Here is a 21122-nt window from a genome sequence, read left to right as displayed (position 1 = left end):
TCAGCCGAAGTCGCGGCGGCGCAGGGCCAGCAGGCCGCCGGCGAGGAGCAGGGCGGTGACCACGGTGAGCGCGAGGGCCGGGCGGGCGTCGTACGGCGCCCCGGTCATGGCGTTCGCGACGTAGTGGAACGGTTCCACCGGGAGACCGCCGAAGAACCCGTAGAAGGGGGAGATGACCTGTCCCAGTGCGCAGGTCAGGACCCAGGCCAGCCAGGAGACCGCCACGCCGGCCCGCGGCGTGAGCCCGTACGCGAGCAGGCACACCGCCCCCACGCACCACGCCGCGGGCACGGTGGTCAGCGCCCCCGCGACGAAGCGGGGCAGGTCGGTGGCGAGGTCGCCGACGAGCAGCGAGAACACCGTGCCGAAGACCAGACCGGCGACGGCCATCAGCGCGGCCGTGCCGAGCCCGGTCACGAGCAGGTGCCCGGCCGCCCAGCGCAGCCGGGTCAGCGGGGTGGCCAGCACCGCCTCGCCGCGGCCCGAGACCTCCTCCGCGCGGAGCCTGATGACCATGAGCACCGGGTAGAGCGCGACGGCGTACGCGATGATCATGATCAGGTACCAGACGTACGCGGCGAGCGACGGCGAGCGCATGCCGGTCATGGCGGTGATGGTGTCCAGCATGACGCTCGGCCGCGTGAGCAGATCGTTCGTCAACGGGGACAGCGCGCCCGCCGCCCCCGCGAAGACCCCGACCCCCACCGCCCACTTCATGAGCAGGCCGCGGTGCAGCCGCCAGGCCAGGCTGACCGGGCCGCGCAGCTCCGGGGCCGTGGCCGGGCCCGGCCGCTCGGCCAGCACGCCGGCCCCGAGGTCGCGGCGGTCGAGCAGCCCGAACGCGAGCGCGTGCAGCGCCGTGCCGACCACGAACATGACACCGGCCAGCCACCACCGCTCGCCCTGGTACGGCTGCACCAGGTGACTCCAGCCGATGGGCGACAGGTACTTCAGCCAGGGTTGTCCCATGGCGTCCCCGGAGAAGCGCATCACGTAGGCGAGGCCGAGCACGGACAGGGCGATCGTGGTGGCCGAGCGGGCGCCGGCGGCGAGCTGGGCGGCGACCGCGGCGATGCCGCCGAACAGCCAGCCCGCGAGCGCGACGGCGGCTCCGTACGCGATCGATCCGATCGGCGGGAGCCCGACCGTGATCAGCGCGGCCACGGTCAGCGCCCCGGCGACCAGGCTGATGCCCGCCGCCACCAGCACGGTGGCGGCCAGCGGGGCACGACGGCTCACGACGGCGGCGCGGACCAGCTCGGTCCTGCCCGCGTCCTCTTCCCCGCGGGTGTGCCGGACGACCGACATCACGGCGGCGAACGCGCCGGCCACGTACAGGAAGCCGCCGCTGCGCCAGGTGGCCAGCACCTCCAGCCGGGGCTCCACCCGGCCGCCGCCGATCGCGTGGAGGAAGGGCGTCCTGGTGATGATGCCGAGGTAGGTGAGCTTCAGCTCCTGGGTGGCCATGTAGCGGTTGACGTAGGCCACCATCACCAGGCTCATGCTCACGATCAGCAGGATCCACCAGGGGGCGACGGCCCGTTCGCGGCGCAGCGCCAGGCGGACCAGGTGGCCGGTGCCGGCGAAAGGACTCATGCGCTCCTGCCGGTGCGGTCGTAGTGCCGGAGGAACAGCTCCTCCAGGGTGGGAGGCCGGCTGACGAGGGCGCGTACGCCGAGGTCGGTGAGGCGCCGCAGCACGACGTCCAGGCCGGCCGTGTCCACGTCGAACCACACCCGGCTGCCCTCGGTGCGCAGGCCGTGCACCCCGGGCAGGCCGGCCAGCTCCCCCGCCGACGCCGCCAGGTCGGCCTGGATGGAGGTGCGGGTGAGATGGCGCAGACCGTCCAGGGACCCGCTTTCGACCGTGCGGCCGTCCTTGACGATGGTCACCCGGTCGCACAGCGCTTCGACCTCGGCCAGGATGTGGCTGGACAGCAGCACGGTACGGTCACCGCGGCGCCGCTCCTCCCGGATGGTCTCGCGGAAGACCTCCTCCATCAGGGGGTCCAGGCCCGAGGTGGGCTCGTCGAGGACGAGCAGCTCGGCGTCGGAGGCCAGCGCGGCGATCAGGGCGACCTTCTGCCGGTTTCCCTTGGAGTAGGCGCGGCACTTCTTGCGGGGGTCCAGGTCGAAGCGCTCCAGCAGCGCGGCGCGGCGCCGCTCGTCGAGCCCGCCGCGCAGCCGCCCGAGCAGATCGATCACCTCGCCGCCGGACAACTGCGGCCACAGCACGACATCCCCGGGTACGTACGCCAGCCTGCGGTGCAGCTCCGTCGCTGCGGCCCACGGATCGCCGCCGAGCAGCCGGGCGGTGCCCGCGTCGGCGCGCAGCAGGCCGAGCAGGATCCGGATCGTGGTGCTCTTGCCCGCGCCGTTCGGCCCCAGGAAGCCGTGCACCTCGCCGGCGCCCACGACGAGATCGAGGCCGTCCAGCGCGCGGGTGGAGCCGAACGTCTTGACCAAGCCTGTGATGGACAACGCGTCACTCATCGAGGGCCCTCCTCGGTCGGGAGTGCGGTTCCGGCGTCCGTCCGGGTCCTGTCCAGGGCGTCGCGGTAGGCGGCGGCCTCGTCCGGGCTGAGCCAGGGGTGGGAGTAGAGGTCGAGCAGGGTCAGGGCGAGCAGGTGGGCGCCCTCCTCGCCGGACACGTCGGCGCCCAGCCCTCGGGACACGTGCTCGTGGAGGATCCCGACGGCCAGGGCCATCGCCGTGCCCACCGTCGCCCTGGCCTTGCGGCCGGCGAAGGGGACGTCGGAGCGGCGCTCGTCGAGCCCCGCGAGCCACTGCTCGCTCATCCGGACCATCGCGTCGAACACCGGCTCGGCCCGCCCCTCGGTCAGGGCGCGCGCCAGGTAGCGCTGGTAGGGCCCGAGGGCCGCCAGGGAGGCCGCGACGTGGTTCACGCCGTTCACGCCGCCGGCGGCCATGTCGGCGGCCGCCTGCTCGTTGATCCTGCTGATCAGCTTGACCAGGTGGGCGTCGCACGCCTCGCGCAGCGCCTGCTTGGAGCCGAAGTGATGGCGCAGCAGCCCCGGGGAGACGCCGGCGGTCTCGGCGATCGCCCGGGTCGTCGCCCTGTCGAAGCCGTGCTCGCCGAAATGCCGCAGGGCCGCGTCTCTGATCCGCGCGCGAGCGGTCAGGTCCTCGGTGTCGGGTCCTGATGTCGTCACTGCCCCGCGCTCCTATCCACGTGCATAGCCAACTGTTCAGTTGCATAGTAGGGCGGCGCAGAGGCCGCCGCTAGGCGGATTCGGCGGTGAAGTAGGCGGCGCTGTCGGCGTCCGTCGGGTAGTACGACTCGATCGAGACCTCGTCCAGGGTGATGTCCATCGGCGTGCCGAACGTGGTCGTCGTCGAGAACAGCCGCAGCTCCCGGCCGCCGAAGCGGAAGATCATCGGGATGGCGATCTCGGAGCCGGCCGGTTGACCCGCGTCCCCCGCATGAGGGGCCAGAAGTTCCTCGTAGAGCGCGGTGAGCTCGGGGTCGGGAGCCGTGGCGAGCTGCCGCGCGATCCGGGTACGCAGCAGCGCGCGCACCTGAGCCAGGTTGACGATGTGCGGGGCGAGCCCGCGCGGGTCCAGCCCGATCCGCACCATGTTGACCGGCGGGACCAGCAGGTCGGGGGCGACGCCGGCGAGGAACGGGTCGAGGGCGCGATTGCTCATCACGATGTTCCACCGGCGATCGATGGCCAGCGCCGGGTACGGCTCGTGCGCGCGCAGCACCCGTTCGATCGCGTCCCAGGCCGCCGCCAGCGCCTCACGGTCGAGAGGCCGCTCGGCGTAGCGGGGCGCGAACCCGGCGGCCAGCAGCAGCCGGTTGCGCTCCCGCAACGGCACGTCGAGCTGCTCGGCCAACCGCACGATCATCTCGGCGCTCGGGCGGGACTTGCCGGTCTCCACCAGGCTGACGTGACGGGCCGACACGTCGGCGGCGATCGCGAGATCCAGCTGGCTGAGCCGCCGTCGATGCCGCCACTCCCGCAGCAACTCCCCCACCGTCTGCATGGGCCCCGATGCTACTCACCTACGTACAGAACGCCATGACATGCGATTTCATCGACAAACATCACGGACGCCGGAAACATTGCCGCCCGTGACCACACAGAACATGACCCACGACAACAAGAGCATCGTCCAGCAGGCGCTGACCGCGCTGGTCGCGACCGGCGACGTCGGCGCGCTCGCGCCCCTGCTGAGCGACGACTTCCTGCACCACCGTCCGGACGCGACCGCCAGGACGAAGCCGGAATGGCTGGCCGCCGTGCGCGCCGCGCTCGTCCCGCTGGCCGGCATGCAGGTCGAGATCGAGCACGTGCTGGCCGACGGCGATCACGTCGTGATGCACTCGCGGCGCCGGCTGCCCGATGCCGGGCCGGAGATCACGGTCGTCGACGTCTGGCGGCTCGACGACGGCCTGATCGCCGAGGCATGGGAGATCATCGAGCCGGCGTCCCAGGCGGAAGCCAACCTGACATGGTGGGAGCCGCGCTGATCGGCGGGCCCTGCGACCCCGGTCGCAGACCGGTCGTGCGGGGTCATACCGAGGTCGCGCACGACTTTCCCCATCGGGGCCGATGTCCGGCTGCGATCACTCCGCCACCGTGATCACCATGACTGTGACCGTGTTGTTCGGCCTGTCCCTGGTAGAGCTCGTGGCCTTGGCGGCCGCCGTCGTGCTGGTGCTGGCCCGCTGGCTGCCGCCCGGCGCGCGCCGGCCCTCGACGTGGGCCGGCGCGGCGGCCTTCGCGGTGTCGGCGATCGTGCTGGCCGTGCTCGGGATCCGCTGGCAGCTCATACCCGTCCTCGCGGGCGGGGCCATCGCGCTGACGTTCGCCGCCCTCTCCCTGCGGAGGCGGCGAACCCGGTGGTGGATTGCCCTGCCGGGGTCGGCGGCATGCCTGGCGCTGGTTCTGGCGGGCGCGGCGGCGGCGTGGGCGCTGCCCCGGCCCGTGTTCCCCGAGCCGTCGGGCGCCTACGCCGTCGGCACCACCGTCGTGCAGTGGACCGACCCCGATCGAGCGGAGACCGCCACGTCGCGGACCGATGACAGGCGGACGGTCGTCGTCCAGCTCTGGTATCCCGCGCGGCGCGATCCTGCCGCCCGGCCTGCGTGGTACCTGGGCCGTACGGCGGAGGAGGCGCGGCTCGTCGCCCACGGCGAGGCCGACTACCTCGGCCTGCCGCGTTTCGTTCTCGACGAGGCGGCACGCGCCCACACGCGCTCCGTGCCCGATGCCCCCGTGGCCGCCGGAGGCGGCCGGTTCCCCGTGGTGCTGTTCTCGCCCGGGCTCGGCGGCGTGCGCACCCAGAGCACCGCCTGGGCGCAGGAACTGGCCGGTCGCGGCTACGTCGTGGCGGCCCTCGACCACCCGTACGACTCGGCCGTCGTCACCCTCACCGACGGCCGGACGATCCGCACCCGGGTCGCCTCCACCGGCGACCAGGCGGAGGACGACAGGCGCGCGGCCGGGTGGACCGCGGTCAGGGCCGCCGACCTCAGCTTCGTCCTCACCCAGCTCGTCCGCCTGGACCGCGGCGAGATCCCGGGCCTGCTGACCGGGCGGCTCGACATCCGCCGGGCCGCGGCGACCGGCCACTCCCTCGGGGGCGCCGCCGCCCTGCAGGCCGCCCGCCAGGACCCCCGGTTCGCGGCCGTCATCGACATCGACGGCTTCCCGCGAGACCCCGCGCCGCGACCGTTCGACCAGCCCGTGCTCGCGCTCACCCACGACGTGAAGCCGGGCGAGGAGCCGGACTACCTTTCGCGCCTCACGCGGGTGCTCCAGCTCAGCACGGCGACGAGCTACCGGCTCACCGTCCCCGGTTCGGCACACCTCACCTTCACCGACGCTCCGCTCTTCCTGCCGTCGCTGCCCACGCTCGTCGGCTCCCTCGGCCGGACCGCCGGGCCACGCATCACCGCGGCGGCCACCGTCGCCTTCCTCGACGCCGCACTCCGCGGCGAACCCGGCGACCTGGCCGCCGCCCTGTCCCAGTACGGCCGCCTGACCGTCCTGTGAGCGTGGGTGGCGGCGATCAGGAGCAGGTGACGGCGAGCTTGCCGAGCGCGCCGGCGCCGAAGTCGGCGAAAGCCTTCGGAGCCTGCTCCAGCGGGTAGGTGGCGGTGACCGGGACACGCAACGCGCCCGAGGCGGCCTGGGCGGCCAGCGAGGCCAGGGTCCGCGCGTTGGTGTCGGCCATGATCGCGTGAATGGTGACGCCATCCACCGCGTCGGCGCTCAGCCCGAGGGTGGAGGCCAGGCGGCCGCCAGGACGCAGCAGGCCCGCGAGCTGAACGCCGTCGCCCGCCAGGTGCAGCACGGCGTCCACCCCTTGCGGGGCGAGCGCGCGTACCTGGGCCGGGAGATCACCGGTGAAGTCCACGAGATGAACGGTGGCGTCGGACAGGCCGGTGACGAAGTCGGCTTCAGCGCCGGGCCGGGCGGTGGCGATGACGCGGGCGCCGCGGGCGGCGGCCAGCTGCACGGCCAGCGCACCGACCCCGCCGGTGGCGCCGGAGATCAGCACGCTCTCGCCCTCGGCCGGGGCGACGGCGGTGACGCTGTCCAGCGCCGCGGTGCCGGCCAGGCCCAGCGCGCCCGCCTCCTGAACGCTCAGGCCGTCGGGAATCGGGGCGATGCCGTAGCCGGCGGGCACGGTGACGTACTGGGCCAGCGAGCCGGTGCCCAGGAACGGCTTCATCACCACACCGAAGACCGCCTGCCCGATCGTGAAGCCCTCGACGCCCTCGCCGAGCGCCTCGACGGTCCCGGCGAAGTCCTTGCCCACCACCAGCGGGAAGCGGTGTTCCATCGCCCCTTGCAGGTAGCCGGCCGCGGTGGCGGCGTCGAAGCCGTTGATCGACGAGGCGGCGACCCTGACCAGCACCTCCCCTGCCTCCGGCTGCGGGGTGGGGACGTCGGCCAGGGCGGGGATCTGCGGGACGGAGTCCAGTGTCACGGCACGCATGAACGGCACCTCTCAATAAGTGGAACGGCCTACCCGTTTCCGTGTCGAAGCCTAACAGCGAAAGTGGGTAGGTCGTTCCACTTGGATAGGATGGGCTTCATGACCTCCGCCGACGAGCCCGGCCCGCCCGCCGACCGGCAGCCAGGACCGGGACTGCGCGCCGACGCCGAGCGCAACCGCGAACGCATCCTGGACGCCGCCCGCCGCCTGTACGCCAGCCACGGCCTCGGCGTCTCCATGGCCTGCATCGCCCGGGAGGCGGGCGTCGGCAAGGCGACCCTGTCGCGCCGCTTCGCCGGCCGTGCGGAGCTCGTCAACGCCGTGTTCGCCGACCGCCTCGACGCCTACGCCGCCGCCGTCACCGAGGCGCTGGCCGACCCCGACCCCTGGCACGGCTTCGTCGGCTATGTCCAGGCCCTGTGCGCCATGCAGGCCGCCGACCGCGGCTTCGCCGAGGTGCTGGCCATGACCTTTCCCGCCGCCAAGGCGCTGGAGAAGCGCCGCGACGAGACCTACGACAGCTTCCTCGAGCTCATCGCGCGGGCCAAGGCCACCGGCCGCCTGCGTGACGACTTCGCCGACCAGGACCTGATCATCCTGCTGATGGCCAACGCGGGCGTCATCGCCGCCACCGCCGACGCCGCCCCTGACACCTGGCGCCGCCTGGTCGGCCACATGCTGCGCGCCTGGGCCGCCCCCGGCGCCGACCTGCCGCCGCTGGACCAGGCCCCCGCACCCACCGCCCTGTACCGGGCGATGGTCCGCCTCACCCGCCACGCCTCCGGCCCCGACGAAGGCCCCGCTGGGACGTCAACCGAGGAGCCGTCGTGACTGCGGAGGCGGAAAGGGGTTGAGCTTGTCCCCCCGATAAACCCGACCTCCCGGGCGCGAGATGGAGCCGGTTTCCTGGGCGTTGTCCTACGGCGTGCCGGACCGCGCCATCGCGGGCAAAGCAATGCCCGGGCGGCGGCCATTCTCCGCTGACGCGGGGACCGGCCGGGCCGTTCCCGGGAAGCCGAGGGTGATTCGAGGAGGGAGACACGGATGCCGACCGACGGACCGACCGGAGCCCAGGCCATGTTCGGCGACTTCGCGCCGCAGCTGGTGCACCTGACCGACGACGTGCTGTTCGGGCAGGTGTGGCCGGACGAGGGGCTGTCGCGGCGTCGCCCCGGCCAGTTCATGACGCATCTGGCGCTGTGGGAGGGCGAGGAGCCCACCTGGCTCGAACACGTCGGCGACGCCGAGCACGGGGCCGCCCGCACCGGCACGGGCCGCTGAACACGTACATCCGAAGGAGAGTCCACCATGCGTGGAGCAGTTCTGTACGCACCGGGCGACGTCCGCGTCGAGGACCGCCCGGACCCGCGGATCATCGAACCGACCGACGCGATCATCCGCCTGAGCGCGACCTGCGTCTGCGGCTCGGACCTGTGGCCCTACCGCGGCGTGGAGAAGATCGACGGGCCGACGCCGATGGGCCACGAGTACGTCGGCGTCGTGGAGGAGGTCGGCAGCGAGGTCCGGACGCTGAAGCCCGGCCAGTTCGTGGTCGGCTCGTTCTGGGCCTCCGACAACACGTGCGAGATCTGCCGATCCGGCTACCAGTGCGCGTGCGTGCAGCGGGTCCTGATGGGCACCATCGGCACCCAGTCGGAGCTGGCCCGGATCCCGCTGGCCGACGGCACCCTGGTCGCGACGCCCGGCATGCCGGACGCCGGCCTGGTGCCCAGCCTGCTGGCCGCCTCCGACGTGCTCGGCACCGGCTGGTTCGCGGCCGTCGCCGCCGAGGCCGGGCCCGGCAGGACCGTCGCCGTCGTCGGTGACGGCGCCGTCGGCCTGTGCGGCGTGCTGGCGGCCAGGCAACTCGGCGCCGAACGCGTCATCGCGATGAGCCGCCACGCCGCGCGGCAGGAGCTGGCCCGCTCCTTCGGCGCCACCGACATCGTCACCGAACGCGGCGACGCGGGCGTGGAGAAGATCAAGGAGCTGACGAACGGGCTCGGCGCGCACAGCGTCATCGAGGCGGTCGGCACCCAGGAGTCGATGCTGCAGGCCATCCGCTCCACCCGCCCCGGCGGCCACGTCGGCTTCGTCGGCGTCTCCCACGACGTCGCGCTGCCGGGCGACGAGCTGTTCATGTCCCTGGTGCACCTGCACGGCGGCCCCGCCCCGGTACGCGAGTACCTGCCCCACCTGATCGAGCTGATCTGCGACGGCACCATCGACCCGGGCAAGGTCTTCGACCTGACCCTGCCGCTGGAGCAGGCGGCCGAGGGCTACCGGGCGATGGACGAGCGCCGCGCCGTCAAGACCCTGCTCCGCCCCTGAACCGCCCGCCGAGGAGAAACCACCGCATGAATCCCGTCTACGACTTCACCGGGCAGGTCGCCCTCGTCACCGGAGCAGGCTCCGGGATGGGGCTGGCCACCGCCCGCGCCTTCGCCGAGTCCGGGGCCGCCGTCGCCCTCACCGACGTCGACACGCGGGCCCTCGACGCCGCGGCGAAGGACCTCACCGACGCCGGCCACCGGGTCCTGGCCCTCACCTGCGACGTCGCCGACGAGGACCAGGTCGCCGCCGCCGTCGACCGGACAGTCGAGACCTTCGGCCGTCTCGACATGGCCTACAACAACGCCGGCATCCAGATCCCGCCCTGTGACGCCGCCGACGAGCCCGTCGACGCCTTCGACCGGGTCAACGCCGTCAACCTGCGCGGCGTCTGGGCGAGCATGAAGCACGAGCTGCGGCACATGCGCGCCCAGGGCAGCGGCGCCATCGTCAACTGCTCCTCCCTCGGCGGGCTCGTCGGCCTTCCCGGACGGGCCTCGTACCACGCGAGCAAGCACGGCGTCATCGGCCTCACCACGAGCGCCGCCCTTGAATACGCGCCGCGCGGCATCCGCATCAACGCCGTCTGTCCCGGCACCGTCGACACCCCCATGGTCAGCGACATGATCGCCAAGGGTGAGCTCGACCTCGCCGAGGCCGAGGCGAACCAGCCCGTCAACCGGCTCGGCACCGCCGAGGAGGTCGCCCAGGCCGTCCTGTGGCTGTGCAGCCCGGGAGCCGGCTTCGTGATCGGCGTCGCCCTGCCCGTGGACGGCGGCTACGTCGCCCGCTGATCAAGCCCCGAGACGGGGCCCGCCTGGAGGTAGGCGAGGACGGCCATGACGCGGCGGTTGTGGTCGTCGGAGGGCGGGAGGCCGAGCTTGGCGAAGATGTTGTTGGTGTGCTTGCCGATGGCCTTGTCCGTGACCCCGAAGCGGGCCGCTATCGCCAGGTTGGACAGGCCCTCCGCCATCAGGGCGAGGACCTCGCGCTCCCTGACGGTCAGCCCGGCCAGGGGCTCGTCCCTCGACCGGCGGGTCAGGAGCTGGGAGATCACCTCCGCGTCCATGGCGGTGCCGCCGCCGGCGACCCTGCGTACCGACTCGACGAACTCCGCCACGTCGCCGATGCGGTCCTTCAGGAGGTATCCGACGCCGCCCGAGCGGTCCGAGAGGAGCTCGCGGGCGTAGAGCTGCTCGACGTACTGCGACAGGATCAGCACCGGAAGCCCCGGCCGGCGGCGGCGGGCCTCCAGGGCGGTGCGCAGGCCCTCGTCGGTGAAGGTGGGCGGGAGCCGTACGTCGATGACGGCCACGTCGGGGGTCCGCTCCAGAAGAGCCGTCAGGAGCATCGGACCGTTGTCCACCGCCTCGACGACCTCGAAGCCGTGCGCCGACAGCAGCCGGATCAGGCCGTCGCGAAGCAGGGCGAGATCCTCGGCGATCACCACGCGCACGGCAGCTCCATCGTGAGGACGGTCGGCCCGCCCGGCGGGCTCTGCACGGTCAGCGTCCCGTCGAACGCGGACAGGCGCTCCGCGATCCCGCGCAGGCCGGTGCCCGCCGCCGGATCCGCGCCGCCGTGCCCGTCGTCGCCGACGACCAGGCGGAGGCCGGCGCGGGTGCGGCGCAGGCGTACCCATGCGCGGGTGGCCTGGCTGTGCTTGGTGACGTTGGACATGGCCTCGGCCGCGGCGAAGTAGAGCGCGGACTCGACCGGCGGCTCGGGGCGGCCGGTCAGGACGAGGTCCGTGGCCACCGGGACGGGACAGAGGAGGGCGGCCGCCTCGATCGCGCCCGCCAGGCCGCGGTCGGCGAGCACGGGCGGGTGGATGCCGCGCACCAGGTCGCGCAGGTCGGTGAGGGCCTGTCCGGCCGACTCCCACGCCTCCTCGATCAGCTCGCGGGCCTGCGCCGGGTCGCCGGCGCTCCTGGCCAGGCCGAGGCTCATCCGTACGGCGATGAGCCTGGCCTGGGCGCCGTCGTGCAGGTCGCGCTCGATGCGGCGCAGTTCTGCCGCCCGCGCGTCCACGGCGGCGGCCCTGGAGACGGTCAGCGCGCGTACCCGCTGGGCCAGCGAGCCGCCACCGCCGAGGAGCAGCTCGGCGAGCCGGGCCTCGGCCAGTCCCAGGAGCGCGGCGACGACCACCGCGAGCGCCGGGAGGGTGAGCAGCGCCAGGCTGAGCGTGAAGGTCACGCTCGGGCCGTTGACGGCCGGGTTCAGGGAGGAGATGACGCCCACGGTGTTCAGCACGGCGGCCACCGCCGTCAGGAGCGCCGGTCCGACGACGGCGTTGATCGCCAGCCAGGCCAGTACGCGCAGGCCGCCGGGCTCACGCGCCGGAATGGCCCGGCCCAGCGCCGCTCCCGCCCACGCCCGCTCCAGCGAGACGAGAGCCGCGCGGACGGCCGGCACCCAGGCGAGGACCACCGCCATACCCGTGATCGCGTTCAGCGGCACCCCGGCCGCCGCGATCAACCCCCTCCTGACTCTGCTCACCCCGCCAGTCTGCCCGCCGATCACCGGTCCCACGGTAGGTCCAGCCCTACCTTCGAGGGCGGGAAATCCCACCTCCCGTGCTGGGCGCAGGCGGATGGAGGACGCGTGCTCACGCGGCGAGGCTGAAGCCCGTGATCGAAGTCAACGACCTCACCGTCAAGTACGGCGACGCCACCGCGGTGGACGCGCTCACCTTCGCCGCCAGACCGGGCCGGGTGACCGGTTTCCTCGGACCCAACGGCGCCGGGAAGTCCACCACCATGCGGGCCGTCCTCGGACTGGAAGCCCCGCAGTCCGGCAGCGCCCTGGTCGCCGGGCGGCCCTACGCCTCGCTCGCCCGCCCGCTGCTGACGCTCGGGGCGCTGCTGGACGCCGGAGCCGTCCACGGCGGCCGCACCGCGCGGGCGCACGTGGCGTGCGTGGCGCGCAGCAACGGCATCGGCCCGGCCCGGGTGGACGAGGTGATCGACCGGGTGGGGCTGACGGCCGCGGCGGGCAGGCGGATCGCGCGGTTCTCCCTGGGCATGAAGCAGCGGCTCGGGATCGCGGTGGCGCTGCTGGGCGACCCGGAGGCGCTGATGTTCGACGAGCCGGTCAACGGGCTGGACCCGGAGGGCGTGCGGTGGATCCGCGAGCTGATGCGCGCGCTGGCCGCGGAGGGCCGGGCGGTGCTCGTCTCCAGCCACCTGATGGCCGAGATGGCCGTGACCGCCGACCACGTCGTGGTGGTGGGGCGCGGCCGCCTGATCGCCGACACGGACATGGCGGCCCTCGCCGAGCGGCACCGGCGCGACGTGCTCGTCCGCGCCGCCGACCCGGCGGCGCTGGCGACGGTGCTGCGGGCGAACGGGGGCGTCGTCCGGGCGGAGGACGGGCTGGCGGTGACCGGGCTCGACGCCAGGCGCATCGGCGAGCTGGCCTTCGCCCACGGCATCGCGCTGTACGAGCTCACGCCGCGCGAGGCGTCCCTTGAGGAGGCGTTCATGGAGCTGACCGGCGACAGCAGGGAGTACGTGGCGCGATGAAGGACGCGATCGCGGCGGAGTGGCTGAAGTTCAGAACCCTCCGCTCCAACCTCTGCCTGCTGCTGTCCGCGCTGATCGCGGTGGGCCTCAGCGCCGGCGTGGCCTTCCTGGTCACGCGCGGTTTCGACGCCCAGCAGGGCGCGGAGCAGCGCCGCTTCGGCAGCCTGGGCGACGGGCTCGGCACCGGCCTGCCCTTCGCCCACCTCGTGATGGGCGCGCTCGGCGCGCTCTCCATCACCACCGAGTACGGCACGGGCCACATCAGCACGAGCCTGACCGCCGTACCGGCCCGCCGCACCTTCCTCCTCGCGAAGATCGCGGTCCTGGTGGCCGTGAGCCTGGCCGCGGGGCAGGTGCTGGTCTTCGGCATGTACGCCGCCACCATGGCGGTCCTCGGCGCCAGGGCGGACACCGTGCTGCTCGACGGGGAGACGCTCGGCGCCTCCCTGTCCGAGCCGGGCGTCCTGGCCGGGCTGCTGATCACCGGCGCCTCGATGCCGCTGGTCGCGCTCATGGGGCTGGGACTCGGCACGGCGATCCGTTCCACGGCGGGCACGCTGGTCACGCTGATGGTCCTGCTGCTGATCCTGCCCGTCGCCGCGCAGACCCTGCCGCGTCCGCTCGGCGACCGGATCGGGGCGCACCTCATCGGGGCGCTGCCCGGCCAGATCGCGGCCGACGGCCTGCTCACCCCGCTCGCCGCGGGCGCGTTGCTGGCCGCGTACACCGTGGCCGCCTTGGCCGCCGCGGCGGTCGCCATCGCGCTGCGCGGGCGCCGGCTCCGGCCGCTGCTCGCCGGTTCGGCCGTCACCGTCCTCCTGGCAGGCGCCGCGCCCCTGTCCGCCGGCGCCGCTCCCGCGTCCACCTTGACCTGGAAGCCCTGCGGCAAGCTGCTCTGCGGCGAGATCCGCGTCCCCGTCGACTGGTCCGAACCCCGGGGCCGTACGATCACGCTCCCCCTCGCGATGCTCCCCCACACCGGCCGGCGCCACCGCATCGGCGTACTGTTCTCCATCCCCGGCGGGCCCGGCGGCTCCGGAGTGGAGGACCTGGAGCGGCACGCGGGCAGCTTCGCCCAGATCCGGGACCGCTTCGACGTCGTCAGCCTCCTGCCGCGCAACGGCATCGAGCTGGGCGTCCTCGACCAGGACTGCCTCACCACCGGCCCGTGGATCACCCCGCCGGACGACGAGCGCGAGTGGGCCGCGCTGGCCCGCTCGAACCGGGCCGCCGCCGAGCGCTGCCGCGCCGCCGACCCCGAGCTGTTCGGCCACCTCGACTCCGCCTCCTTCGCGCGCGACATCGAGGCGATCCGTGCGGCGATGGGCGAGCGGCGGTTCACCTTCCTGGCGACCTCCTACGGCGGCGTCCCCGGGCTCGCGTACGCCAGGCTCTTCCCCGGCCGGGTACGGGCGATGTACCTGGACGGGACCGTCAACACGCTCCGGGACAAGAGCGAGGAGGACCGGGCGCGGTACGCCCTCATGGAGGCGCAGTTCACCCGCTTCAGCCAGTGGTGCGCGCAAGACCCCGGCTGCGCCCTCCACGGACGTGACGTCGGCGCCGTGTGGAACGACCTGCGCGCCGCTGCCGACCGCTCCCCCGTACCGGCCGAGAAGGGAGTCGCCTACAGCGGCTTCGACCTCGCCGTGGCCGCCATGCCCCACCTCGTCACGCCCGGCGCGGACAACGCCCGGTGGAAGGAGCTGGCCCAGGCGATCAGGCGGGCGGAGAAGGGGGACGCCACCGGATTCTCCGACTACGTCAAGGCGGGGACGCTGGGCAGCCTGAAACCGCCCTCGTACGTCGGGATGAACATGACCCACTGCCTCGACGGGATCGGCTATCGCGACTACGCGGAGTACCGCCGGCTGCGCGCCCTGGGCGACCGGGTCGCGCCGCACCTGTCAGGCAACGAGCTGTGGCACCCGCTGGGCTGCGTGGGCTGGCCGGAACCGGTACGCAACCCCGCCGCACCTCTTCCCGTGAACCAGCTGCCGCCGTTCGTCGGCGCGGGAACGTGGACCGACTACGCCGACACCGCCGACCTCGCCCTCCGGGTGCCGGGATCGGGCACGATCCGCTTCGAGGGGCACGGGCACGGGCTGTACCACACGGGCGACGCGTGCACGATCGCGCACGCCAACCGGTACTTCATCGACCTCCGCGTCCCGCCCGCGAACACCGTCTGCCGCGCGGAGAGCTGATCCGCCGAGCGCTCGGCGCAAGCCCTTGGTCAGCACTCCCGCATCGCGGCGCGGGTCTGCGCGATGGACATGGGCGGCGCCGGCAGGGGCCGGGCGGCGGCCACGCGCAGGCCGTCCAGGGCGAGGGCGAGGTGCCGCCGCCAGGCTCCCGGCGCCACCTTGGACGTGGCCCTGACGGTCGCCGCCACACCCCAGACCACGAACGCCATGTCGGCGAGTGTGACGTCGTCCCGCAGGCCCCCGGACCGCTGGGCGCGTTCGAGGATCTCTCCCATCAGGCCGAATCCGCGATCCCCGTCCACCGCCACCGTCCGCGCGGCGATGTCGTTGTAGCCGAGGTCAGCCGCCTGCAGTTCGCACACGCCGGTCAGAAACGCGACGAACCCCTCCCAGGCGTCGTCCATCGCCAGCGCCTGCTCGGCCAACTCGGCCACGGTCGCCGCACGATCCGCGAACACCGTCTCCACCAGGGCGTCGCGTGTGGGGAAGCGGTTGTAGAGCGTCCCGATGCTGACGCCGGCCGAGCGTGCGATCTCCTCGAGCGGCACGTCGAGCCCCCGGTCCGCGAACAGCTCCCGGGCCGCTCGCAGGAGGCGCTCGCGGTTGTGCACGGCGTCCTTGCGCATGCCCGGAATCCTAGCTAAGTTGAGGCGCATCTCAAGTTGAGGAGGGCCTCAAGTTATGGCGCGGACGATCGTGATCACTGGCGGCACGCACGGCATCGGCAAGGCCCTCGCCCGCCACCACACCGAGCTCGGCGACCACGTCGTGGCCGTGGGCAGCAGCGAGGAGGGCGGGCGGCGCCTGCGCGAGGCGGCGCCGAAGGCCCGATTCGTCAGAGCCGACCTCAGCTCCGTGCGCCGGACCCGCGAGCTGATCGAACGACTCGGCACCGAGCACCCCGTGATCGACGCGCTGGTGCTCGCCGCGTTCCGGTTCAACCCGGTACGCGTGGAGACCGACGAGGGTTTCGAGCACACCTTCGCCCTCTACGTGGTCAACCGCTGGCTCATGGCCGAAGGACTGCGTGCCCCGTTGGAGAACGCACCGGCACCGGTGATCGTCAACCTGTGCGGCGCCGGTCGAGGCGGCCGGATCCACTGGGACGACCTCCAGCTGAAGGACGACTACCGGGGGCTGACCGCGACCATGCAGGGAGCCGCAGCCAGCGAACTGCTGGGCACGGCCTACTTCTCGGAGCGGACGAAGTACGTGCTGTACAACCCGGTGTTCGTGGCGACCGGCCTGCACGAGCCCTTCAAGCAGCCGCTGCGCGGCCTCGTACGGGCGGCGTCGGCGATGTTCGCCCAACCGGTGGCCAAGGCCGTGCCGCCGCTGACCGCGCTCATCGACCATCCGCCGGCCAAGCCGCTCACGACCTGGAAGAAGGGCAAGCCGATCGATCTCACCGTGGACCGGAACGAGGCGCGGCGTCTCGAGGAGACCCTCCGCGCTGTGACCCGGTCCGTGGGCCGGCGGCGATCAGACCGGCGCGGAGGGTCCTGACGTCGTCCTCGGCGTACGGGTGCCACGCAGGTGAGGCATGCCGGCGACGAGGAGCAGACCCGGCGGGATCACCAGCACGAGCCCCGCCGCAGCCAGGAGGACGGCCCCGTTGCCGGCCAGGTCCAGGCCGAGCGGGACGAGGGCATACAGCGCCATCGCGCACATGGCCACGACTCCCGGTCGCCGTGGCCGCCAGGCCATCATCGTGACGCTGCTGATCAGCCCGCCGACGCCGTAGCACGCCAGGGCCGTGCCGTACGCCGTGTAGGAGCCGAACGTGTCCCGGCTCAGCACGGGCAGGAGCACGCGGCTGGGCGCGATCACGAACATGAGGCTGACCGGGGAGAACAGCAGGAGCGCCGTCAGCCACGGCCGCCGCCCGGCGTCGGCGAATCCCGCCATCGCCTCCTTGAGCAGGGAACGGCGGGCCACCGGGCACGGCCGGTCGGGATCAAGGTCCTGAAAGGGTGGTCTCCGGGACGCCGGCATAGGAGACGCGCCGATACCACTCGTTCGCCAGCATCTGAGCGCGGGCCTGCTCCGGCAGTGACGTGAGCAAGGTCATCGACGCGCCACGCCCGACCTCGGACTCGTGCGCGTGCATGGCCGCCCACTTGCGTTCGGCCCACCGGCCGACATCGAGGTGGGTGGTGACCTGCTCGTCGGGGACGCCCGGCAGCTTCTGGCCCGGCTCAGGAAGCGTGCCGAACACCGCTTGCCACTGCGACACCACGACGGACCGCGGGATGGTCGCCAGATAGAGTGCGCGCGGCCTCCACGGATCGCCCAGGTCTCGGTAGAGCTGGTCGTACCCGGCCGCTTCGACCGCGGCCATGGTCACCCGGTGCACCTGCACGTGATCCGGATGTCCGTACGCGCCGTAGCCGTCATAGGTGAGCACGACATCAGGCCTGAACTCCCTGATGTGCGCGACGACCCGTCCCACCGCCTCGTCGAGTGGCACGTCGAGGAAACGTGGGCTGCCGGACGCGGACGCGGGGTTGCGGGCGTCGGCGTAGCCGAGCAACCTCGGTCTGCCGGCGCCGAGGATGTCCAGCGAACGCTCCAGCTCCGCGACCCGCTGGGTGCCCTGGGCCCACGTGCACGTGACGACGGCGGTCCTGGCGCCCTCGTCGGCGTACTTGGCCAGCGTTCCACCGGTCCAGATCGCCTCGTCGTCCGGATGCGCATGCATGCACAGCACCCGAAAATCCACGTGCACCTCCAAAGTGATCAACGGCTGGTCATCGTAACGCCCATGCACCCATTCCAGCTCTCACGTGATGATGAACGTGAAGCCGGATCTGCGGCTGGACAAGCCGGAAGCTTCCCACGCCTGAACCAGGTTCACGGCCCCGCCGACCGGGGTGATGAGGTCGCCACTGATCATGCTCACCACGCAGCACAGTGGAGTTCACCTGCCCCTCCAAGGAGAGTACGTAGAGTGATGATTCATGTTCTGAACGTCACTGTGAGGTGGGTGTGGCCTCGATGCCGCCGGTCGGCCGGCATCCGGCGAGAGGTGTGCCTGCCCACCTGAAGGGTGTCCGCAGGACAGCTACACCTGAGAAAGGGGATTGTCCGTGAGCCGTGCACTGATCATCGTTGATGTGCAGAAGGACTTCTGCGAGGGCGGCAGCGTTCCGGTGAAGGGGGGCGCGGATCGGGCCGCCGCCATCGCCGAGCTGGTCCGGCGCGCCGATGGGCAGTACGCCTTCGTCGTCGCCACCCGTGACCACCACATCGATCCGGGTGCTCACTTCTCCGACAACCCCGATTTCCGGGACTCGTTCCCCGTGCATTGCGTCGTCGGTAGCGAGGGAGGCGAGTTCCATCCGGATTTCGCGCCCGCCGTTGCCTCCGGGCACGTCGACGAGGTCTTCTTCAAGGGTGCCCACTCCGCCTCCAAGAGCGGTTTCGAGGGCTCGACTCAGGAGGGCGAGACGCTGTCCGCCTGGCTTATGGCCCGCGACGTCACCGACCTCGATGTGGTGGGCATCGCCACCGACCACTGCGTGAAGGCCACCGCTCTGGACGGAGCGCGCGCCGGCTTCACGGTACGGGTCCTTCTCGACTACACCGCCGGCGTCGCTGCCGACACCACGCGCACCGCGTTGGAAGAGTTGCGCGGGGCTGGTGTCGCGCTGAGCGGCGAACCCGTCGTCGCCTGAGCAGTCCGGCCCGGCCTGCTCGCCGGAGGCTTGCGGGTCCAGTCCACGTAGGAGAACTGCCGGACGGGCGGGGCGGCGTCCGTGCGGGCGGCTCGGTCCAGGATCGAACGTTCCACCCGGGGGTGGGGCGGCCTTTTCAAAGAATTCGAAAGCTTTGTTCCTCCGGTCGTGCACACGTCACCATCAATTGCGGAACACGGCACCGCCGTACACCTTCAAACCGGAATGGTGGGACAGCATGCGAGCGTTCATCCGACGCACATTACGGCCATGGTTGATCGTGGCCATCACCCTCACCGCACTTCTGGCGCAGACGACCTCGGCGTCGGCCTCCGCCAGTGAGCAGCAGCGGCCCGGCAACGGCTACAACGCCATCTACTACGGCGCCGAATGCAACCCCGTCCAGGCCAACGGCAGCATCTCGACCGAGGTCAACTGGCACTATTACGGAAATGGGTTCAGGGTGACACGCCTGGCCTTCTGGAACGGCACCAACCACATCGCGAACATCCAGCGGGTCTTCCTGATCGACAACAACGGAAATCGTCAGATCGTCTATCCCGAGCCGGCCGCCCCGCACAATTATTCGATACTGTACGTCGACTTCATCACGCCCAGCCCCATCGTGCGGGTGACGGTATTCGAATACCTCGCCACCTTCACCGGGTACTGCGGTGGATCGGCGGGAGCGAACCTGGTGATCAGCGCTTACGCCTGACCCGCTCCGTCCGGACGACGCCTGAGGCCAGGGGGTGCGTACGCGCCTCCTGGCCTCGGCCGTGGCACGGGGGCGGCCGTCAGCGGGACCCGCGGGCTCGAACCCCCTCCGGCGGTCCGGTGAGCAGGTCGAGGAGTTCCGTGCCACGGGGGGTCAGGCGGAGGCGGACCTCGCGGCCGTGGCGTTCCCGGTGCAGCAGCCCCGCGGCGGCGAGCTGCCGGCAGTGGTAGGTGATGGTGCTGACGCCCAGGTGGAGGTGGCGGGCGAGTTCGCTGACGGACGGCAGCGAGGACGACTGGCGCAGGATCGCGGCCCTGATGGGTCCCAGGACCTGGGTCAGCGCGCTGTCGGGGGCGGGAGGTGGCGCCGGATGGGTGCGGGTGGCGATGCGGCCCAGGCCGGGCAGCGGGTAGCCGATCCAGACGTAGTCGTCGCGTTGGGCGTTGTACATGCCGGCGGTGAACCCCGAGGCGAGCGGCACCAGCGTCAGGCGGCGTCCGTCCAGGTCGGACCGGTGGCGGGGGCAGGGCGAATGGGGCAGGCAGAGCGTGCCGTCGGCGTAGCGGAGAGAGGCGCTCAGAGCGTTCAGCACGGCGTCGAGGCCGCGGCTGACCACGGCGGCGCCGATGCGCTCGGTCTCTCGGGCGATGAGGCCGTCGGCCCGGGCCCACAGCGGCTCCATGACGGTCCAGGCGGCGCGCAACACCTGTCCGTAGGCGGCGAGGAAGGCTCCGGGGGCTTCGACGAAGCGCTGCCAGGCCTGGGGCATGGACGTGCGGTAGAGGTCGGACACCTCGTCGGCGAGCGCCCGCGGGTCGAGAGCGTCCACTTCGTCGAGGATGGCGCGCATGCTGGTGGTGCGGAGGTGGTCGGTCAGCGCGAGCGAGTCGGGGATCCAGCGTTTCCCCGTGTTGAGCAAGGGGCTGACGAGCGCCGCCGCGTCGGCGGGCAGCGCGGCGCGTACGGCGTTGCGCCAAGGCTGGGGTACGCCGCCGCCGGCGTCGCCGAGCACGTCCCGCACGACGGAGAAAAGCGTCGCGCCGGGCGAGCGCGCCACGTCGACGTGCACCTCGTCCAAGGAACCCAGGAAAAGTGGGCTTCCGCCCGCTCCGGACGAGCTCAGGCTCTGCTTCCTGGTGACTTGCGTCATGCAAGTAACCGTAATCGTGCCACTTTCATGAAGCAAGCACGTCGGTAGACTGGCCGCATGCTGGGGAGGACGTACGACTCAGAGGTGTGTTCGATCGCACGCGCGCTGGAGCTGGTCGGTGAACGCTGGAGCCTGCTGATCATTCGTGACGCCCTGTTCGCGGGGGCGACCCGCTACAGCGACTTCAACCGCCGCCTGGGCATCGCGACCAACGTCCTCAAGACGCGGCTCGACGGCTTCGTCGAGACAGGGATCATGCGGCGCCACAGATATTCCGACCAGCCCGAACTGTACGAGTACCTGCTGACGGAGAAAGGGCGCGCCCTCGCGCCCGCGCTGGTCGCGCTCACCGAATGGGGCGACCGCTGGTCCACCGAGGGTGAGCCGCCGATCCTCTACACCCACGCGGAATGCGGCGCCGGAATCACCCAGCAGACGGTGTGCGCCCACTGCGGCCGGGTGGACGATCCGGCCGAGATCCGGGCCACGATCGGCCCCGGCATGCCCTCCGACCGCATCGCTCACGAACGCCGCCGCTAGA

Annotated in this window: 24 protein-coding genes; 12 read left to right on the top strand and 12 right to left on the bottom strand. The window is 72.3% G+C overall.

The annotated features are described in order from the left end of the window. The 4 genes from AC27IY_RS34250 to AC27IY_RS34235 form a co-directional block, all read right to left on the bottom strand. Positions 1–1596: an ABC transporter permease gene (locus AC27IY_RS34250; protein ID WP_487180497.1), complete on the bottom strand. Its 1596-nt coding sequence runs from the start codon at positions 1594–1596 to the stop codon at positions 1–3. After that, a complete protein-coding gene (locus AC27IY_RS34245; protein ID WP_423476214.1) occupies positions 1593–2492 on the bottom strand; it encodes an ABC transporter ATP-binding protein in 900 nt (299 codons plus the stop codon). The genes AC27IY_RS34250 and AC27IY_RS34245 overlap by 4 nt, the downstream gene beginning before the upstream one ends. Continuing rightward, positions 2489–3172: a TetR/AcrR family transcriptional regulator gene (locus AC27IY_RS34240; RefSeq protein ID WP_423449349.1), complete on the bottom strand. Its 684-nt coding sequence runs from the start codon at positions 3170–3172 to the stop codon at positions 2489–2491. Before AC27IY_RS34240 ends, AC27IY_RS34245 begins: the two co-directional genes overlap by 4 nt. Before the next feature lie 70 nt (positions 3173–3242). Continuing rightward, positions 3243–4010, bottom strand: coding sequence for a helix-turn-helix domain-containing protein (locus AC27IY_RS34235; RefSeq protein WP_487180495.1), 768 nt, complete (start codon positions 4008–4010; stop codon positions 3243–3245). An 88-nt stretch (positions 4011–4098) separates the two neighbouring features. Here AC27IY_RS34235 and AC27IY_RS34230 point away from each other — a divergent pair, with 88 nt between their 5' ends. Both AC27IY_RS34230 and AC27IY_RS34225 read left to right on the top strand, forming a co-directional pair. Further along, complete coding sequence (locus tag AC27IY_RS34230) at positions 4099–4497, top strand: nuclear transport factor 2 family protein (RefSeq protein ID WP_487180494.1); 399 nt, start codon at positions 4099–4101, stop codon at positions 4495–4497. 118 nt (positions 4498–4615) lie between these two features. Next, the gene (locus AC27IY_RS34225; RefSeq protein WP_487180492.1) at positions 4616–6025 is read left to right on the top strand and encodes an alpha/beta hydrolase family protein; all 1410 of its coding nucleotides are present in this window, start codon (positions 4616–4618) and stop codon (positions 6023–6025) included. A 16-nt stretch (positions 6026–6041) separates the two neighbouring features. On the opposite strand, the gene AC27IY_RS34220 is transcribed toward AC27IY_RS34225, so the two are convergent. Next, entirely contained in the window at positions 6042–6974 is a 933-nt protein-coding gene (locus tag AC27IY_RS34220) for an NADP-dependent oxidoreductase (RefSeq protein ID WP_449955645.1), read from the bottom strand. A 99-nt stretch (positions 6975–7073) separates the two neighbouring features. On the opposite strand from AC27IY_RS34220, the gene AC27IY_RS34215 reads away from it, so the two are divergent. The 4 genes from AC27IY_RS34215 to AC27IY_RS34200 all read left to right on the top strand — a co-directional run bounded on the left by AC27IY_RS34215 (position 7074) and on the right by AC27IY_RS34200 (position 10099). Further along, on the top strand, positions 7074–7805 hold the full coding sequence (locus tag AC27IY_RS34215) for a TetR/AcrR family transcriptional regulator (RefSeq protein ID WP_449955648.1): 732 nt from the start codon (positions 7074–7076) through the stop codon (positions 7803–7805). A gap of 213 nt (positions 7806–8018) precedes the next feature. Next, entirely contained in the window at positions 8019–8255 is a 237-nt protein-coding gene (locus AC27IY_RS34210; RefSeq protein WP_449955650.1) for a carboxymuconolactone decarboxylase family protein, read from the top strand. A 27-nt stretch (positions 8256–8282) separates the two neighbouring features. After that, on the top strand, positions 8283–9305 hold the full coding sequence (locus tag AC27IY_RS34205) for a zinc-dependent alcohol dehydrogenase family protein (RefSeq protein ID WP_487180491.1): 1023 nt from the start codon (positions 8283–8285) through the stop codon (positions 9303–9305). Positions 9306–9331: 26 nt separating this feature from the next. Continuing rightward, positions 9332–10099, top strand: coding sequence for an SDR family NAD(P)-dependent oxidoreductase (locus AC27IY_RS34200; protein ID WP_423449363.1), 768 nt, complete (start codon positions 9332–9334; stop codon positions 10097–10099). Here the strand turns inward: AC27IY_RS34200 and AC27IY_RS34195 are convergent. Both AC27IY_RS34195 and AC27IY_RS34190 read right to left on the bottom strand, forming a co-directional pair. Next, the gene (locus AC27IY_RS34195; RefSeq protein WP_423449364.1) at positions 10084–10761 is read right to left on the bottom strand and encodes a response regulator transcription factor; all 678 of its coding nucleotides are present in this window, start codon (positions 10759–10761) and stop codon (positions 10084–10086) included. The genes AC27IY_RS34200 and AC27IY_RS34195 overlap by 16 nt on opposite strands. Continuing rightward, entirely contained in the window at positions 10749–11804 is a 1056-nt protein-coding gene (locus AC27IY_RS34190; RefSeq protein WP_487180490.1) for a sensor histidine kinase, read from the bottom strand. The genes AC27IY_RS34195 and AC27IY_RS34190 overlap by 13 nt, the downstream gene beginning before the upstream one ends. A 131-nt stretch (positions 11805–11935) precedes the next feature. On the opposite strand from AC27IY_RS34190, the gene AC27IY_RS34185 reads away from it, so the two are divergent. Next, on the top strand, positions 11936–12829 hold the full coding sequence (locus AC27IY_RS34185) for an ABC transporter ATP-binding protein (protein WP_487180489.1): 894 nt from the start codon (positions 11936–11938) through the stop codon (positions 12827–12829). Continuing rightward, a complete protein-coding gene (locus tag AC27IY_RS34180; protein WP_487180488.1) occupies positions 12826–15036 on the top strand; it encodes an alpha/beta fold hydrolase in 2211 nt (736 codons plus the stop codon). Before AC27IY_RS34185 ends, AC27IY_RS34180 begins: the two co-directional genes overlap by 4 nt. A gap of 29 nt (positions 15037–15065) precedes the next feature. On the opposite strand, the gene AC27IY_RS34175 is transcribed toward AC27IY_RS34180, so the two are convergent. Further along, positions 15066–15662 (bottom strand): TetR/AcrR family transcriptional regulator, encoded by a 597-nt coding sequence (locus AC27IY_RS34175; RefSeq protein ID WP_487180487.1) that lies wholly within the window; start codon positions 15660–15662, stop codon positions 15066–15068. Between the two features lie 55 nt (positions 15663–15717). Between AC27IY_RS34175 and AC27IY_RS34170 the strand changes: the two genes are divergently transcribed. Beyond that, positions 15718–16542, top strand: a complete 825-nt coding sequence (locus AC27IY_RS34170) for an SDR family NAD(P)-dependent oxidoreductase (RefSeq protein ID WP_487180486.1) — start codon at positions 15718–15720, stop codon at positions 16540–16542. Here the strand turns inward: AC27IY_RS34170 and AC27IY_RS34165 are convergent. The 3 genes from AC27IY_RS34165 to AC27IY_RS34155 form a co-directional block, all read right to left on the bottom strand. Continuing rightward, the gene (locus AC27IY_RS34165) at positions 16519–16944 is read right to left on the bottom strand and encodes a hypothetical protein (protein ID WP_487180485.1); all 426 of its coding nucleotides are present in this window, start codon (positions 16942–16944) and stop codon (positions 16519–16521) included. The two genes, AC27IY_RS34170 and AC27IY_RS34165, sit on opposite strands and share 24 nt — an antisense overlap. A 49-nt stretch (positions 16945–16993) precedes the next feature. Next, the gene (locus AC27IY_RS34160; protein ID WP_487180484.1) at positions 16994–17737 is read right to left on the bottom strand and encodes a PIG-L family deacetylase; all 744 of its coding nucleotides are present in this window, start codon (positions 17735–17737) and stop codon (positions 16994–16996) included. A gap of 81 nt (positions 17738–17818) precedes the next feature. After that, the gene (locus tag AC27IY_RS34155) at positions 17819–17941 is read right to left on the bottom strand and encodes a hypothetical protein (RefSeq protein ID WP_487180483.1); all 123 of its coding nucleotides are present in this window, start codon (positions 17939–17941) and stop codon (positions 17819–17821) included. A gap of 184 nt (positions 17942–18125) precedes the next feature. Between AC27IY_RS34155 and AC27IY_RS34150 the strand changes: the two genes are divergently transcribed. Then, positions 18126–18713 carry an isochorismatase family protein gene (locus AC27IY_RS34150; protein WP_449955675.1) on the top strand — a complete coding sequence of 196 codons (588 nt, stop codon included), beginning with the start codon at positions 18126–18128 and terminating at the stop codon, positions 18711–18713. A 280-nt stretch (positions 18714–18993) separates the two neighbouring features. Beyond that, the gene (locus AC27IY_RS34145; RefSeq protein ID WP_344207427.1) at positions 18994–19431 is read left to right on the top strand and encodes a hypothetical protein; all 438 of its coding nucleotides are present in this window, start codon (positions 18994–18996) and stop codon (positions 19429–19431) included. 79 nt (positions 19432–19510) lie between these two features. Here the strand turns inward: AC27IY_RS34145 and AC27IY_RS34140 are convergent, their stop codons facing one another. Next, positions 19511–20509 (bottom strand): hypothetical protein, encoded by a 999-nt coding sequence (locus AC27IY_RS34140; RefSeq protein ID WP_487180482.1) that lies wholly within the window; start codon positions 20507–20509, stop codon positions 19511–19513. Between the two features lie 129 nt (positions 20510–20638). Between AC27IY_RS34140 and AC27IY_RS34135 the strand changes: the two genes are divergently transcribed. Then, positions 20639–21121: a winged helix-turn-helix transcriptional regulator gene (locus AC27IY_RS34135; RefSeq protein ID WP_487180481.1), complete on the top strand. Its 483-nt coding sequence runs from the start codon at positions 20639–20641 to the stop codon at positions 21119–21121. Position 21122: the final 1 nt, after the last annotated feature.

The sequence above is a fragment of the Nonomuraea sp. B208 genome, from assembly GCF_057536035.1.
This window is presented reverse-complemented; position numbering and strand designations above follow the sequence as displayed.

Bases quoted from the DNA above. Each gene is read 5' to 3' on its own strand.
- AC27IY_RS34225 (WP_487180492.1), top strand. From the start codon at position 4,616: ATGACTGTGACCGTGTTGTTCGGCCTGTCCCTGGTAGAGCTCGTGGCC.
- AC27IY_RS34135 (WP_487180481.1), top strand. From the start codon at position 20,639: ATGCTGGGGAGGACGTACGACTCAGAGGTGTGTTCGATCGCACGCGCG.
- AC27IY_RS34235 (WP_487180495.1), bottom strand. From the start codon at position 4,010: ATGCAGACGGTGGGGGAGTTGCTGCGGGAGTGGCGGCATCGACGGCGG.
- AC27IY_RS34250 (WP_487180497.1), bottom strand. From the start codon at position 1,596: ATGAGTCCTTTCGCCGGCACCGGCCACCTGGTCCGCCTGGCGCTGCGC.
- AC27IY_RS34165 (WP_487180485.1), bottom strand. From the start codon at position 16,944: ATGGCGGGATTCGCCGACGCCGGGCGGCGGCCGTGGCTGACGGCGCTC.
- AC27IY_RS34160 (WP_487180484.1), bottom strand. From the start codon at position 17,737: ATGCATGCGCATCCGGACGACGAGGCGATCTGGACCGGTGGAACGCTG.
- AC27IY_RS34170 (WP_487180486.1), top strand. From the start codon at position 15,718: ATGGCGCGGACGATCGTGATCACTGGCGGCACGCACGGCATCGGCAAG.
- AC27IY_RS34215 (WP_449955648.1), top strand. From the start codon at position 7,074: ATGACCTCCGCCGACGAGCCCGGCCCGCCCGCCGACCGGCAGCCAGGA.
- AC27IY_RS34245 (WP_423476214.1), bottom strand. From the start codon at position 2,492: ATGAGTGACGCGTTGTCCATCACAGGCTTGGTCAAGACGTTCGGCTCC.
- AC27IY_RS34180 (WP_487180488.1), top strand. From the start codon at position 12,826: ATGAAGGACGCGATCGCGGCGGAGTGGCTGAAGTTCAGAACCCTCCGC.
- AC27IY_RS34200 (WP_423449363.1), top strand. From the start codon at position 9,332: ATGAATCCCGTCTACGACTTCACCGGGCAGGTCGCCCTCGTCACCGGA.
- AC27IY_RS34210 (WP_449955650.1), top strand. From the start codon at position 8,019: ATGCCGACCGACGGACCGACCGGAGCCCAGGCCATGTTCGGCGACTTC.
- AC27IY_RS34175 (WP_487180487.1), bottom strand. From the start codon at position 15,662: ATGCGCAAGGACGCCGTGCACAACCGCGAGCGCCTCCTGCGAGCGGCC.
- AC27IY_RS34220 (WP_449955645.1), bottom strand. From the start codon at position 6,974: ATGCGTGCCGTGACACTGGACTCCGTCCCGCAGATCCCCGCCCTGGCC.
- AC27IY_RS34205 (WP_487180491.1), top strand. From the start codon at position 8,283: ATGCGTGGAGCAGTTCTGTACGCACCGGGCGACGTCCGCGTCGAGGAC.